4 protein-coding genes are annotated in these 17,890 nt (G+C 49.7%); 1 reads left to right on the forward strand and 3 read right to left on the reverse strand.

Translation table 11 applies throughout. The features are described 5' to 3' along the window. Nucleotides 1–2: 2 nt before the first annotated feature. From ACUJFK_RS17145 to ACUJFK_RS17155, 3 genes are read right to left on the reverse strand one after another with little or no spacing between them, the layout of a single operon-like run. On the reverse strand, nucleotides 3–1,319 hold the full coding sequence (locus ACUJFK_RS17145; RefSeq protein ID WP_445425598.1) for an HlyD family type I secretion periplasmic adaptor subunit: 1,317 nt from the start codon (nucleotides 1,317–1,319) through the stop codon (nucleotides 3–5). After that, nucleotides 1,316–3,454 (reverse strand): type I secretion system permease/ATPase, encoded by a 2,139-nt coding sequence (locus tag ACUJFK_RS17150; protein WP_445425599.1) that lies wholly within the window; start codon nucleotides 3,452–3,454, stop codon nucleotides 1,316–1,318. Before ACUJFK_RS17150 ends, ACUJFK_RS17145 begins: the two co-directional genes overlap by 4 nt. Before the next feature lie 23 nt (nucleotides 3,455–3,477). Next, nucleotides 3,478–5,334 (reverse strand): TolC family outer membrane protein, encoded by a 1,857-nt coding sequence (locus ACUJFK_RS17155; protein WP_445425600.1) that lies wholly within the window; start codon nucleotides 5,332–5,334, stop codon nucleotides 3,478–3,480. A gap of 207 nt (nucleotides 5,335–5,541) precedes the next feature. Between ACUJFK_RS17155 and ACUJFK_RS17160 the strand changes: the two genes are divergently transcribed. Beyond that, a complete protein-coding gene (locus ACUJFK_RS17160) occupies nucleotides 5,542–17,469 on the forward strand; it encodes an Ig-like domain-containing protein (protein WP_445425601.1) in 11,928 nt (3,975 codons plus the stop codon). The last annotated feature ends 421 nt before the right edge of the window (nucleotides 17,470–17,890 follow it).

The following is a 17,890-nucleotide window of genomic DNA, read 5'->3' on the forward strand; positions in this document are numbered from 1 at the left end:
GATTATCTCTCTGTCATCGCGTTACTTTTTGCTCGAAGCAGTGGCTTCAGCAAATACGATAAGACCGTGCGTTTACCGGTAACAATATCGACTTGCACCGTCATACCAGGCAAGATGGTTAACTTATCATCCAGCTTTGGGCTGGCAGTACTTAATCTGACAACATAATAGGTGTTATCTTTTTCATCCGTCACCGTATCAGCACTGATATGACTGACACTGGCTTGCAAACCACCAAAAATAGCAAAATCATAAGCACTGATGCGGATAGTCGCCTGCTGACCAATTTGAATAAAAGCGATATCTTTTGGCGAGATTCTGGCTTCAATTAATAACTGATCGTCCAACGGCACGATATCTAAAATATCTCTACCTGGGGTTAATACCCCACCTACCGTATTAATATGCAGCCGCTGTATGGTGCCACGCATGGGTGATCTCACTTCAGCCTGCTGCACCATATCCACTAAACCTGTTTGTAGTTCAGCAAGCGCAGCTAATTTGGCACGCGATTCTGATAACTGATTACGCCAACGATTCAGCACGGTTAACTTAATTTCGTTGAGTTTGTTGCCTGCCTCTTGCAAGGCAGACTCGGCTCTCGCAGTATTGGCTTCAGCCCGCTTTACTTCGCCGCTAGCTCGTGCCACTTCGCGCTCTAAGCGTAAAATATCAATATCCGATACTGCACCACTCGCCAGTAATGGCTTGGTTACACTTAACTCTTGATTGGTCAATTCTAAGGTTTGGCTATATTGGAAAAGTGCGGCTCTGGCTTCAACTAACTCTTGTAAGCGTTGTTGCTGCTGCTCTGCTTGCACCGCTAATTGCTCGTTTAACTCGGCTAAACTATTACGATACAGTTGAATTTCGTGTTGTAGTCGATCGGGCGCTGCCGTTTTTAACTCTTCCGGAAACTGCGGGGCACTTTCGTTAGTTAATGCTTGCAGCCTAGCGACCTCTGCCGTCAAGGCATAAAACTGTGCTTTGTTCTCAGCTAAGTTCGCGTTTGAACGGGTGGAGTCAACCTTTAGCAGCACCTGTCCTACATCCACCACTTCGCCTTCACGCACCAAGATATTGGTCACTAAACCACCATCCAGCGATTGAATGGTTTGTAATTGTTGCGAAGTGACCACTTTGCCATCGCCTCGGGCAATTTCATCTAATGGCGCAAAAGCAGCCCAGACAATCAATGCCACTACACTAAATAGCACACCATAAAGCAAAGCACGCGCCGATAATGGCGATTGCGCTATACGCGCCCACTCCGCTTCAGAGACCCAATCTTTTGAATATTTATGCGGTTGATTACTCATGCGTTGTTACCCATGATACGACCTTGCCGCAGTGCTTCCATAACGGTGTCTTTCGGACCATCGGCTATGATTTTGCCGTTATCCATCACGATAATCCGATTGGCTAAAGACAACAATGGGCTGCGATGTGTAATTAACAACAAGGTTTTACTCTCAGCAAACTCACCTAATTGCTTTCGAAAAGCCTCTTCACTGCTGTAATCTAAGGCTGCTGTCGGCTCATCCAACAGTAAGATCGGCGGATCGTTATAAAGCGCTCGGGCAATCGATACGATTTGCTTTTGACCGCCAGATAAGTTTTGCCCCTTTTCACCAACTAGCATTTCAAATCCGGCCGGGTGCTGACTTAATAATTGATTTAACCCAGAGATGTTACAGATATTGAGAAAATGCTCAGCGCTTTTCGGCGGCGCGGCTAATTCGATGTTGTAACGCAAAGTGCCACGAAACAGGCTGATATCTTGTGGCACATATCCGATATTGTTTCGCACCTGATTAATGTCTAACTGACGAATATCGATACCATCAATCAATACCTGCCCTTGCTCAGCATCATGTAAGCCTAAGATCAGTTTTTCTAAGGTCGATTTACCCGAACCGTTTCGGCCTAAGATGGCAACATGCTCACCGGGCTCGATAACAAAACTGACATTTTGTAACGACGGGACATCGCTATCTTGATAGCTGAAACTCACATTTTTAAATTCTATTTTGCCTTGTAGTAAGGGTTTATCAATGGTTTGCCTTGTGGCGTTTTGCTCTGAAGGATAAGCCATGAGTACATCCAGCTGTTCATAAGCGGATGACGCATAATGAAATTGCGCTAATAATCCGGTAGCTTGGCTTACCGGTGCTAAGGCACGCGATGACAGTAGATAGACCGCAATTAAGCTACCTTGTGTAAGGTTGCCATCGATTAACAGGTAGACACCAATAATGATCACCGCCACACCCGCAAGCTGTTGAATAAACGCGGACACATTACTGACAGAGGCTGATACCGAGCGCATTTTGGCACTGTGATGAGCACAGCTTAAAGACAACTGCTCCCAGCTGTGCTGAATATCTGCATTAACATTATTGGATTTAGTCGTTTCTAACGAGCCTAAGGCTTCAATCAAGGTCGCATTGCGTTCAGCCACCGATTTAGCCGATTCATCCGATAAGAACTTCAGTTTGCGCTGAGCAAAATAAGCATAAATCAACGAAATGAAAGCCCCAACTAAGATCGGTGCTAATAAGGGCAAACTGATCATGCCAATCACGACGCAATACAACAGTACAAAAGGAAAATCGGCCAGCGCAACAATAGTTAAAGAGCCGATAAAACTTCGCACAAACTCAAATGATTGCACAATTGAAGCAAAACTACCGGTTGATTGCGGTCGATACTTCAACTTCATCGACAACACTTTGTCCATAATGGCAGACGAAAGCATCACATCCGTTTTACTTGCCGCTAAATCAACAAAATGGTGTCTCAACAGTTTTAACACTAAATCAGCTACCAACACTAAGCTAATGCCAGAGGCCAAAATCCACAGAGTGTGCGTAGCCAAATTGGGCACAACTCGATCATAGACGTTCATCACAAACATCGGCATCGCCAATGCAAACAAGTTGATCATGATCGCGGCTAGCAACACATCGCGATATAACGAGCGGTTTTGCTTAATGACACCCCAAAACCAATGCAGGTGCGCCGGTAATTTAAAGTGGTTAATTTTATCTGCCGCATCGGTTTTCGGCCGCACATAAAACACCGAACCGGCGTACAGGGCATCAAGCTCGGCTAACGGCAATGTAATGACACTGGCTGGCAATTCAGGATAACTGATGCTGACCTGCTGCTGCGCATGATCAATACTGTGAATAATGCAGGCTTTATTGTCGTGCAGTGTCAGAATAGCGGGGAATAACGCCGTGTTTAATTGTTTCAACGGCCGCTGTAGAATTTTTGAAGCCAGTTTGGCGCGATCGGCCGCGCGATGAAATACCGCCGGACTAAGCATGTTGTCTGCTAACGGCAAGCCACTGAGTAAGCTGGCAGGACTCACTGCATAATGATGAAATTCACAGATATACAGTAAGGCTTCAAATAACGGGCCGCCCGTATGCTTGTTATCTGGGATCAATACGTCGATTCCTATGTCAGGGTTTATTCTGCAACGCGTGACACAGCATTGTCATATTTTCCAGTAACAACCGCTTCTATCCGGCGATTGACATTGTGTGCGGCTTCCGTATCAGCTTCATCTAACAAGCGACTCGCACCATAACCTTTAGTCATAATGCGTTCTTCCGCGATGCCATACTGCGAAACTAATATTTGCTTTACTGCATCTGCACGTTGTTGCGATAAAATATCGTTGTACCACGCCGCACCATCTGATGAGGTGTGGCCTTGTATTTCAGCTTTTGTATTCGGGTAACGCTGTAAAAATGCAGCAAAACTAGCTATTTGAGGTAAATATTGCTCTTCAATCACGCTTTGATTATGACCAAAGGTAATTTCCAAAGTAAATTTAGCCTCTTTTTGCGTAAAGACGGAGCAACCTTTGGCATCAACTTTATCGGTTATTGGCGTGTTAGGGCAAAAATCAGCACTGTCTTTCACCGAGTCATTATCGGTATCTTGATCAACTTGCAAACTGCCATATACATCAACTGCAGGGCAAGCATTAGCAGGATCAACAGTCAGTTTTTCAGCGCCTAGCTCAGTTAAAGAAGGCCAGGTACTCGAGGTTAACCCCAGTGTATTGGTCAGGTTTCCCATACCAGCTAAAGTTCTAGCTTTAGCGACACTTAAGGTATAAATCGCGGCTAAATAAGCTCGACTGGCTTGAAAGTATTCATTTTCAGAGTCAAGCACATCTAACAATGAACGTTGGCCAATATCAAATTGTTGTTTATAAGCTGTTCTAACTTTATCGGAAGACAAGCGATGTTGATTTAATAATGGCAACTGCTCTGCTAACTTAGTGCCGTCGTTATAAGCAATTTGAATGGTTTGACGAATATCAATACAGGCCTTATCGCGTAATTCTTCGGCTAAATTAACTTCTGAATAAGCACGACTTAGCGAAGCTGAATTACGGCCACCGTTATAAAAATTGTATTTTAATTCAATGCCAACGGATGCTTCATTTTGATCGGTTCTGACACCAATGTCTGAATAGTTTTGATATCCGTAACTACCCACTAAATTAACATTAGGCTTAAAATTTGCTTTCTGCGTTTGCACGCCCGCTTCAGCGGCTTTAATGTTGCGTAAAGCGGCATGATAGGCTGGACTGGCTTGATAGGCCTGCTGTAGCGCTTGATTAACCGTGCTGGGCAACTGATCTGACGTTGTCACAGGTCTCATATCGGCTGCAGGTAAGGTACCGACAATTCTCAAATAGCGCGTTGTAACATCATGCAAGTTCGACGTTTCAGTAATCAGGTTGCTTTGCGCTAAGGACACACGACCGCTAATTTGCTCTAAATCGACAAATTTTGCGACCCCGGCTTTGGCGCTACTTTCGATTTGCCGATACACTTCAAAATGTTTGTCTAAATTTTCTTGCGCCAACGCAACCAACTGGCGTTGAGCCAACACATCTTGATAAGCCCGAAAAGCTTCTAACGCGATATTTTCAGCCGTTTCTAACAAGTTAAAATAGGCAACTAGCTGAAAGTTGGAGAATCGATTCACTTCCGAACGCGTGCGGCTGCCATCATAGAGCATTTGAGTTAAAGTCAAACGCGCATAAGCACCGTCATATTCTCTAACCAAACCATAATTTTGCTTTTGATATTGTACCCCTAAGGTGCCATCAACAGTTGGTTTATAACCAGCGCGCACAGACTTAACATCATCGCCTGCGGCTAAAAATTCATACCATTTAGCCAGTACTTCGGGGTTTTTTTCTATTGCCTCTTTTGCAGCTTGCTGCACTGTTGAAGCGGCATAACTGGGGGAAGCGAAAATAATTAAGGTTGCAAAAAAAGGATACAGACATTTTTTTATCACTGACTCTGCTCTCAATTGGAATACACCTTACGTTTCTATAATTGACACAATCATTAATTCTATTTTAACAAATATACACTATACACATGGCTATAGTTAATAGAAAACAAGTTTTTACGAGATTAACTGTACTCAGGTCCAATGGTGTTATCTACAAACCCACCTTATCATATAAGTTGTGATAGTTATTTAATGGATACACTAATTATGTCAAAAATCGTTGCTCAAGCTGTTGAAGGTATTGTTCAAGTACAATCGACTAACGGTGAAATAAGAGTTCTGAAGCAAGGTGATATGCTACTGCCCGGCGACACTGTGATCACCTCAGAGCAAGGTTCGGTTATCTTGGCATATTTAGACGAAACCGTTAGCGTTTCCGCAAACCAACAATTCGTTATTTCTGAAAGTTGGCTGCAAACAGATATTACGCCTGAAGACTCCGCTGTTGCCTCAAACACTGCCGACGATATCTTAGCCGTACTTGACGAAGAAGGTGACTTACTTGAGCAATTAGATGCCACAGCAGCCGGTGCTGATGGCGGTTCAGCTGAGAATAGTGGTAACGGTTTTGTCCGACTTACCCGAATAGCTGAGTCAACCGAGCCAACACTATTTGAACTCGCTGCATTTTCTGAAGACGATCCTATTGCACCCTTATTAGCCGAATCAACCGCGGATGTTATTGAACCTGTTGAGATTACTATTAATAACATTACCGCCGATGATATTGTCAATGCGACTGAGGCAGCAGGTTTTATTACGGTTACCGGCACCGCCAGCGGGGGTGATATTGTGGCAGGTAATACTGTTACCCTGGTAATTAATGGCGTTACCTACACGACTGTAGTACTAGCAGATGGTAGTTGGTCTGTTAATGTGGCCGGTAGCGACCTGGCTGCAGACACCACTTTTGACGCTGTTGTGACATCAACTAACGCGCTTGGTAACACGGTACAAAACAGTGCAACCTCTACCCATACGGTTGATCTAACCGCCGATGCCGGTATCGTTACCGTAAATAACATTACTGCCGATGATATCGTTAACGCCGCCGAAGCGGCCGGCACCATAGCCGTTACCGGCACGGCCTTAGGCGGCGATATTGCCCCGGGCGATGTCGTGACATTAGTAATTAACGGCACTACTTACACCACCACCGTGCAAGCAGATGGTAGTTGGAGTGTCGATGTCGCCGGTAGTGATTTAGCTGCCGATACCGAATTTGATGCTGTGGTCAGTTCGTCGGATGCTGCCGGTAACACGGTTGAATCGAGCGCCACCTCCACCCATACCGTTGATCTCTCTGCCGAAGCCGGTACCGTTACGGTGAATAACATCACTGCCGATGATATCGTTAACGCCGCCGAAGCGGCCGGCACCATAGCCGTTACCGGCACGGCCTTAGGCGGCGATATTGCCCCGGGCGATGTCGTGACATTAGTGATTAACGGCACTACTTACACCACCACCGTGCAAGCAGATGGTAGTTGGAGTGTCGATGTCGCCGGTAGTGATTTAGCTGCCGATACCGAATTTGATGCTGTGGTCAGTTCGTCGGATGCTGCCGGTAACACGGTTGAATCGAGCGCCACCTCCACCCATACCGTTGATCTCTCTGCCGAAGCCGGTACCGTTACGGTGAATAACATCACTGCCGATGATATCGTTAACGCCGCTGAAGCGGCCGGCACCATAGCCGTTACCGGCACGGCCTTAGGCGGCGATATTGCCCCGGGCGATGTCGTGACATTAGTAATTAACGGCACCACTTACACCACCACGGTGCAAGCCGATGGCAGTTGGTCTGTCGATGTGGCAGGTTCAGATTTAGCCGCCGATACCGACTTTACTGCTGTGGTCAGTTCGTCGGATGCTGCCGGTAACACGGTTGAATCGAGCGCCACCTCCACCCATACCGTTGATCTCTCTGCCGAAGCCGGTACCGTTACGGTGAATAACATCACTGCCGATGATATCGTTAACGCCGCCGAAGCGGCCGGCACCATAGCCGTTACCGGCACGGCCTTAGGCGGCGATATTGCCCCGGGCGATGTCGTGACATTAGTGATTAACGGCACCACTTACACCACCACCGTGCAAGCAGATGGTAGTTGGAGTGTCGATGTCGCCGGTAGTGATTTAGCTGCCGATACCGAATTTGATGCTGTGGTCAGTTCGTCGGATGCTGCCGGTAACACGGTTGAATCGAGCGCCACCTCCACCCATACCGTTGATCTCTCTGCCGAAGCCGGTACCGTTACGGTGAATAACATCACTGCCGATGATATCGTTAACGCCGCTGAAGCGGCCGGCACCATAGCCGTTACCGGCACGGCCTTAGGCGGCGATATTGCCCCGGGCGATGTCGTGACATTAGTAATTAACGGCACCACTTACACCACCACGGTGCAAGCCGATGGCAGTTGGTCTGTCGATGTGGCAGGTTCAGATTTAGCCGCCGATACCGACTTTACTGCTGTGGTCAGTTCGTCGGATGCTGCCGGTAACACGGTTGAATCGAGCGCCACCTCCACCCATACCGTTGATCTCTCTGCCGAAGCCGGTACCGTTACGGTGAATAACATCACTGCCGATGATATCGTTAACGCCGCCGAAGCGGCCGGCACCATAGCCGTTACCGGCACGGCCTTAGGCGGCGATATTGCCCCGGGCGATGTCGTGACATTAGTGATTAACGGCACTACTTACACCACCACGGTGCAAGCAGATGGTAGTTGGAGTGTCGATGTTGACGGTAGTGATTTAGCCGCTGATACCGACTTTACTGCTGTGGTAACATCAAGCGATGCCGCCGGTAATACCGTCGAATCCAGCGGTGACTCAACGCACACGGTTGATCTGAGCGCTGAAGCCGGTATTGTTACCGTCAACAACATTACCGACGACGACATCCTTAACGCGGCCGAAGCCGCGGGTACGATTGCCGTCACAGGTACCGCACTAGGCGGCGATATTGCCCCGGGCGATGTCGTGACATTAGTGATTAACGGCACTACTTACACCACCACTGTGCAAGCCGATGGCAGTTGGTCTGTCGATGTGGCAGGTTCAGATTTAGCCGCCGATACCGACTTTACTGCTGTGGTGACATCAAGCGATGCCGCCGGTAATACCGTCGAATCCAGCGGTGACTCAACGCACACGGTTGATCTGAGCGCCGATGCGGGCACGGTCACAGTCAACAACATTACCGCCGACGACATCCTTAACGCGGCCGAAGCTGCGGGTACGATTGCCGTCACAGGTACCGCACTAGGCGGTGATATTGCCCCGGGCGATGTGGTCACCTTAGTGATTAACGGCACCACTTACACCACCACCGTGCAAGCCGATGGCAGTTGGTCTGTCGATGTGGCAGGTTCAGATTTAGCCGCCGATACCGACTTTACTGCTGTGGTGACATCAAGCGATGCCGCCGGTAATACCGTCGAATCCAGTGGCGACTCCACCCATACCGTGGATCTGAGCGCCGATGCGGGTTCGGTCACAGTCAACAATATTACCGACGACGACATCCTTAACGCGGCCGAAGCCGCGGGTACGATTGCCGTCACAGGTACCGCACTAGGCGGTGATATTGCCCCAGGCGATGTGGTCACCTTAGTGATTAATGGCACCACTTACACCACCACCGTGCAAACCGATGGCAGTTGGTCTGTCGATGTGGCAGGTTCAGATTTAGCCGCCGATACCGACTTTACTGCTGTGGTGACATCAAGCGATGCCGCCGGTAATACCGTCGAATCCAGTGGCGACTCCACCCATACCGTGGATCTGAGCGCCGATGCGGGTTCGGTCACAGTCAACAATATTACCGACGACGACATCCTTAACGCGGCCGAAGCCGCGGGTACGATTGCCGTTACAGGTACCGCACTAGGCGGTGATATTGCCCCAGGCGATGTGGTCACCTTAGTGATTAATGGCACCACTTACACCACCACAGTGCAAGCCGATGGCAGTTGGTCTGTCGATGTGGCAGGTTCAGATTTAGCCGCCGATACCGACTTTACTGCTGTGGTGACATCAAGCGATGCCGCCGGTAATACCGTCGAATCCAGCGGTGCTTCATCACACACAGTAGAGACAACACCTGGAACACTGAATATTGCCGCTACAGTAGATAATACGGATGGCACCCTCGATTTATCGGGCACCACCACCGACGTTGCTCCAGGCACCGTAATTAACATCACCATTACCGATCAAAACGGTAAGACCGTTATCGCTCAAGCCACCGTGCTGGCCGATGGCAGCTACCAGTTAGAAGGCGTCGATGTCAGCACCTTAGCCGATGGCCCATTAACCATTGATGCGACGGCGGTGGATAACAACGGTAACCCACTCGCGGCCGATGCCTCAGCCACACTCGATGCGGTTGCCGGTTCATTGGATATCGCTGCAACGGTCGATAACAACGATGGCACCATCGATTTATCGGGCACCACCACCGACGTTGCTCCAGGCACGGTGATTAACATCACTATCACCGACCAAAACGGTAAGACAGTCATCGCCCAAGCCACCGTGCTGGCTGATGGCAGCTACGCTTTAGAAGGTATCGATGTCAGCGCCTTAGCCGATGGACCACTGACCATTGCTGCCACGGCGGTGGATAACAACGGCAACGCCCTTGATGCGGATACTTCAGCCACACTCGATGCCATTGCCGGTTCATTGGATATCGCTGCGACGGTGGACAACACCGACGGTACGCTTGACCTCAGTGGCACCACCACCGACGTTGCTCCAGGCACGGTGATTAACATCACTATCACCGACCAAAACGGTAAGACAGTCATCGCCCAAGCCACCGTGCTGGCTGATGGCAGCTACGCTTTAGAAGGTATCGATGTCAGCGCCTTAGCCGATGGACCACTGACCATTGCTGCCACGGCGGTGGATAACAACGGCAACGCCCTTGATGCGGATACTTCAGCCACACTCGATGCCATTGCCGGCTCATTAGATATCGCTGCGACGGTGGACAACACCGACGGTACGCTTGACCTCAGTGGCACCACCACCGACGTTGCTCCAGGCACCGTGGTTAACATCACCATCACCGATCAAAACGGTAAAACGGTGATTGCTCAAGCTACCGTGCTGGCCGATGGCAGCTATGCCTTAGACGGTGTCGATGTCAGCGCCTTAGCCGATGGCCCATTAACCATTGATGCGACGGCAGTCGATAACAACGGCAATCCATTGGCTGCTGATACCTCAGCCACACTCGATGCCATTGCTGGCTCATTAGATATCGCTGCGACGGTGGACAATACCGACGGTACGCTTGACCTCAGTGGCACCACCACCGACGTTGCTCCAGGCACCGTGGTTAACATCACCATCACCGACCAAAACGGTAAAACGGTCATTGCTCAGGCCACGGTATTAGCCGATGGCAGCTACGCTTTAGACGGTGTCGATGTCAGTAGCTTAGTCGATGGACCATTAACCATTGACGCCACGGCAGTTGATAACAACGGTAACCCACTCGCGGCCGATGCCTCAGCCACACTCGATGCCATTGCCGGTTCATTGGATATCGCTGCGACGGTGGACAACACCGACGGTACGCTTGACCTCAGTGGCACCACCACCGACGTTGCTCCAGGCACGGTGATTAACATCACTATCACCGATCAAAACGGTAAGACAGTCATCGCCCAAGCCACCGTGCTGGCTGATGGCAGCTACCAGTTAGAAGGTGTCGATGTCAGCGCGTTAGCCGATGGCCCACTGACCATTGACGCGACAGCAGTCGATAACAACGGCAATCCATTGGCTGCTGATACTTCAGCCACACTCGATGCGATTGCCGGTTCATTGGATATCGCTGCTACCGTCGATAACAACGATGGCACCCTCGATTTATCGGGCACCACCACGGACGTTGCTCCAGGCACCGTGATTAACATCACCATTACCGATCAAAACGGTAAGACAGTCATTGCCCAGGCCACCGTATTAGCCGATGGCAGCTACGCTTTAGAAGGTGTCGATGTCAGCGCGTTAGCCGATGGCCCACTGACCATTGATGCGACGGCAGTGGATAACAACGGCAATCCACTCGTGGCAGATACCTCAGCCACACTCGATGCGATTGCCGGTTCATTGGATATCGCTGCTACCGTCGATAACAACGATGGCACCATCGATTTATCGGGCACCACCACCGACGTTGCTCCAGGCACCGTAATTAACATCACCATTACCGATCAAAACGGTAAGACCGTTATCGCTCAAGCCACCGTGCTGGCCGATGGCAGCTACCAGTTAGAAGGCGTCGATGTCAGCACCTTAGCCGATGGCCCATTAACCATTGATGCGACGGCAGTGGATAACAACGGCAATCCATTGGCTGCTGATACTTCAGCCACACTTGATGCGATTGCTGGCTCATTAGATATCGCTGCGACGGTGGACAATACCGATGGCACCATCGATTTATCGGGCACCACCACCGACGTTGCTCCAGGCACCGTGGTTAACATCACCATCACCGACCAAAACGGTAAGACAGTCATCGCCCAAGCCACCGTGCTGGCTGATGGCAGCTACGCTTTAGAAGGTATCGATGTCAGCGCCTTAGCCGATGGCCCACTGACCATTGACGCGACGGCAGTCGATAACAACGGCAATCCATTGGCTGCTGATACCTCAGCCACACTCGATGCCATTGCTGGCTCATTGGATATCGCTGCGACGGTGGACAATACCGACGGTACGCTTGACCTCAGTGGCACCACCACCGACGTTGCTCCAGGCACGGTGATTAACATCACCATTACCGATCAAAACGGTAAGACAGTCATCGCCCAAGCCACCGTGCTGGCTGATGGCAGCTACGCTTTAGAAGGTATCGATGTCAGCGCCTTAGCCGATGGCCCACTGACCATTGCTGCGACGGCAGTCGATAACAACGGCAATCCATTAGCCGCCGATACTTCAGCAACACTCGATGCCATTGCCGGTTCATTGGATATCGCTGCGACGGTGGACAACACCGACGGTACGCTTGACCTCAGTGGCACCACCACCGACGTTGCTCCAGGCACGGTGATTAACATCACCATCACCGACCAAAACGGTAAAACGGTGATTACTCAAGCCACCGTATTAGCCGATGGCAGCTATGCCTTAGACGGTGTCGATGTCAGCGCCTTAGCCGATGGCCCATTAACCATTGACGCCACGGCAGTCGATAACAACGGCAATCCATTGGCCGCCGATACTTCAGCCACACTCGATGCGATTGCCGGTTCATTGGATATCGCTGCTACCGTCGATAACAACGATGGCACCATCGATTTATCGGGCACCACCACCGACGTTGCTCCAGGCACCGTAATTAACATCACCATTACCGATCAAAACGGTAAGACCGTTATCGCTCAAGCCACCGTGCTGGCCGATGGCAGCTACCAGTTAGAAGGCGTCGATGTCAGCACCTTAGCCGATGGCCCATTAACCATTGATGCGACGGCGGTGGATAACAACGGTAACCCACTCGCGGCCGATGCCTCAGCCACACTCGATGCGGTTGCCGGTTCATTGGATATCGCTGCAACGGTCGATAACAACGATGGCACCATCGATTTATCGGGCACCACCACCGACGTTGCTCCAGGCACGGTGATTAACATCACTATCACCGACCAAAACGGTAAGACAGTCATCGCCCAAGCCACCGTGCTGGCTGATGGCAGCTACGCTTTAGAAGGTATCGATGTCAGCGCCTTAGCCGATGGACCACTGACCATTGCTGCCACGGCGGTGGATAACAACGGCAACGCCCTTGATGCGGATACTTCAGCCACACTCGATGCCATTGCCGGCTCATTAGATATCGCTGCGACGGTGGACAACACCGACGGTACGCTTGACCTCAGTGGCACCACCACCGACGTTGCTCCAGGCACCGTGGTTAACATCACCATCACCGATCAAAACGGTAAAACGGTGATTGCTCAAGCTACCGTGCTGGCCGATGGCAGCTATGCCTTAGACGGTGTCGATGTCAGCGCCTTAGCCGATGGCCCATTAACCATTGATGCGACGGCAGTCGATAACAACGGCAATCCATTGGCTGCTGATACCTCAGCCACACTCGATGCCATTGCTGGCTCATTAGATATCGCTGCGACGGTGGACAATACCGACGGTACGCTTGACCTCAGTGGCACCACCACCGACGTTGCTCCAGGCACGGTGATTAACATCACTATCACCGACCAAAACGGTAAGACAGTCATCGCCCAAGCCACCGTGCTGGCTGATGGCAGCTACGCTTTAGAAGGTATCGATGTCAGCGCCTTAGCCGATGGCCCATTAACCATTGATGCGACGGCAGTCGATAACAACGGCAATCCATTGGCTGCTGATACTTCAGCCACACTCGATGCAGTTGCCGGTTCATTGGATATCGCTGCTACCGTCGATAACAACGATGGCACCATCGATTTATCGGGCACCACCACCGACGTTGCTCCAGGCACGGTGATTAACATCACTATCACCGACCAAAACGGTAAGACAGTCATCGCCCAAGCCACCGTGCTGGCTGATGGCAGCTACGCTTTAGAAGGTGTCGATGTCAGCGCCTTAGCCGATGGCCCACTGACCATTGACGCCACGGCAGTCGATAACAACGGCAATCCACTCGTGGCAGATACCACAGCCACACTCGATGCGGTTGCCGGTTCATTGGATATCGCTGCAACGGTCGATAACACCGACGGTACGCTTGACCTCAGTGGCACCACCACCGACGTTGCTCCAGGCACGGTGATTAACATCACTATCACCGATCAAAACGGTAAGACAGTCATCGCCCAAGCCACCGTGCTGGCTGATGGCAGCTACCAGTTAGAAGGTGTCGATGTCAGCGCGTTAGCCGATGGCCCACTGACCATTGACGCGACGGCAGTCGATAACAACGGCAATCCATTGGCTGCTGATACTTCAGCCACACTTGATGCGATTGCCGGTTCATTGGATATCGCTGCTACCGTCGATAACAACGATGGCACCCTCGATTTATCGGGCACCACCACGGACGTTGCTCCAGGCACCGTGATTAACATCACCATTACCGATCAAAACGGTAAGACAGTCATTGCCCAGGCCACCGTATTAGCCGATGGCAGCTACGCTTTAGAAGGTGTCGATGTCAGCGCGTTAGCCGATGGCCCACTGACCATTGATGCGACGGCAGTGGATAACAACGGCAATCCACTCGTGGCAGATACCTCAGCCACACTCGATGCGATTGCCGGTTCATTGGATATCGCTGCGACCGTCGATAACACCGACGGTACGCTTGACCTGACTGGCAACACCACCGATGTCGCTCCAGGTACCGTAATTAACATCACCATCACCGACCAAAACGGTAAGACGGTCATTGCCCAAGCCACCGTGCTGGCTGATGGCAGCTACCAGTTAGAAGGTGTCGATGTCAGCGCCTTAGCCGATGGCCCATTAACCATTGATGCGACGGCAGTCGATAACAACGGCAATCCATTGGCTGCTGATACTTCAGCCACACTCGATGCGGTTACCGGCTCATTAGATATCGCTGCCACGGTGGACAACACCGACGGTACGGTTGACCTCAGTGGTACCACCACCGACGTTGCTCCAGGCACCGTGATTAACATCACTATCACCGATCAAAACGGTAAGACAGTCATTGCTCAAGCCACCGTATTAGCCGATGGCAGCTATGCCTTAGACGGTGTCGATGTCAGCGCCTTAGCCGATGGCCCATTAACCATTGACGCGACGGCAGTCGATAACAACGGTAACCCACTCGCGGCAGATACCTCAGCCACACTTGATGCGGTTGCCGGTTCATTGGATATCGCTGCCACCGTAGATAACACCGACGGTACGCTTGACCTGACTGGCAACACCACCGATGTCGCTCCAGGTACCGTAATTAACATCACCATCACCGACCAAAACGGTAAAACGGTCATTGCTCAAGCCACCGTATTAGCCGATGGCAGCTATGCCTTAGACGGTGTCGATGTCAGCGCCTTAGCCGATGGCCCATTAACCATTGACGCGACGGCGGTCGATAACAACGGTAACTCATTAATTGATAACGCGATTGCCGCTTTAGATCTCACACCGCCAAGTGTTGATATCACATCTGATCAAGCAACGCTTGAAAGTGGCCAATCTGCAACGATCACGTTTACCTTTAATGAGGAAATTTCAGGCTTTGATCTAACTGATATTGCCGTTACCGGTGGCGTGCTGTCCGGATTAAAACAAGATCCAACTAATCCGAATGTATGGACAGCCACCTTCGTGGCAAGTGGCACTGCACCTATTTCATTTACTGTGGCAAATGGCAGTTACACTGATCTCGTGGGTAATGAAGGTAGTGGCGACTCAGCCAGTATCAATAATGCGCCAGTCGCTAAGAATAATGTAGTTAACGGTAACGAAGATGAAGTTATTACAGGTAATGTGCTCACCAATGACGTCGATGTAGATGGCAATGCCCTAACCGTACAAAGCTTTGTGATAAATGGGCAAACTTATCTAGCCGGCGCAGAAGTGATTATTGAAAACCAAGGTAAATTAACCTTAGACGCTGAAGGTAACTTTACTTTTACTCCTGTAGCAAATTGGAGTGGTTCACTGCCTTCTGTAACCTATACCCTAACAGATGGACAAGGTGGTTCATCGACTGCCGCATTAAACATTACTTTGGCAGGAGTGGCAGACGCAGCAATTCTGCAAGTCGGTGATGCCGTTTCAACTAAAGTCGGCGCAACCTCTATTACTACTGGCGCGAACGGCCTCTTGATAGGATCTGGTTTAAGCCAAGCCTCTATTGAACAAGCTCTTGGTTTAAGCAGTGGCTTCTTAGATGGCTTCAACCCGCCCTCGGGGGCACTCAATGTATCAGGCAACACTAATGCCATCGACGGAAACTATACGTCTAGCACAGTTAGTTTAAATAGCGGCATGTCGGTTGGCTTTAATTGGAATTTCATCAATGGTGAAAACATTGCAAGTGAAATCCGACAAGGCTTCAGCGACTTTGTTTTAGTGATTATTACCGCACCTGATGGCAGTAAAACCACACAAATCATTACGTCCTCAGAGTTCTTGGGCGCAGGCGTTAATGGTAATGGCACCTTTAACTTTACCGCAACGCAAGATGGTGATTATAAATTTGACTGGGTTATTCTCAACGGTAGAGATAGCGGTAAAGACTCACAACTCAACTTATCGTCGAGTACGATCACGGTCAATGGTGTTACCTATGGCGATATGGTTGATTTAAACATTAATGCTGCGCTTACTGATGCTAGTGAAAGCATGTTGATCACCATCACCGGTATACCCAGCAACGCCTTGCTCACCGCGGGTATAAAAAATGCTGACGGCAGCTGGACCCTAACCCAAGAACAATTGGAAGGGCTAAGCTTGCTTACTCCGGTTGATTTTATTGGCCAACTGAACTTAACCGTTACGGCGACCACAACTGATGGCACTTCTACTACTGCAGTATCCGATACGCTAATTATCGACCTGTCGCAAACGACCAATACAGTGAACAGCGGCAGTGATGCCTCGCAAACCATTAACGGCACTAATCAGGGTGATCTAATCAATGCCTACGGCGGCGATGACGTGATCAACTCAGGTGCTGGCAATGATGTTATCTATGGCGGACAAGGCAATGACACCATTAATGCAGGCAGCGGCAACGATGTGCTGTTTGGTGGTGTCGGTGACGATACGCTTATCGGTGGTGAAGGTGCCGACGTATTCGCTTGGCAATTAGGCGATCAATCAAGTAGCGGTAAAGCGGCTGTTGATGTCATTAAAGACTTCAGCACAGCACAAGGCGATGTCATCGATTTACGTGACTTACTTCAAGGCGAAAATAGCGAAAACATTACCAATTACCTCAGTTTTACTACTGTCGATGGTAATACCACGATAGATATTAAACATACTGGCAGCGGCAACGTAACGCAAAAAATCACGCTGGAAAACGTTGACCTGAGTAGCTTCGGTAATGATACACAAGCCATTATTGATAGCTTGATTAGTAGTGGTCATTTAAAAATTGATGGCTAAACCTGACTGTTGTTAACCCAGATAAAACAGGCGCTTTAAGCGCCTGTTTTTTTATTCAATTAAGTTGGAATCACACCATTACGATAACACCATTTAAAAGCAATTTTATACATCACATCATGATTTGGCCTATCACACCTGAGTTGAGCAAATTAGCTTAAATTTCATAACATAGTAACGTCTAGGTAGATCAATTTAGCCTTACAACGAATCATCACCGCATAATAAAAACACCACATGACACAACCAGATAAACATTACTAACTTAATTCATTCTAAAGGTAATCATAGGCTTTGTAGTGTTAACGCTATTTAATTGAAGCCTGCTCAATAAAATCAGTGAATTTTATACATCTGCTAATTTATTTGTTGCCTGAATTAAATAATTCATATATTAATAATCACTACTTTTTATGAGGAT

This window comes from Alishewanella sp. HL-SH06, from assembly GCF_052656265.1.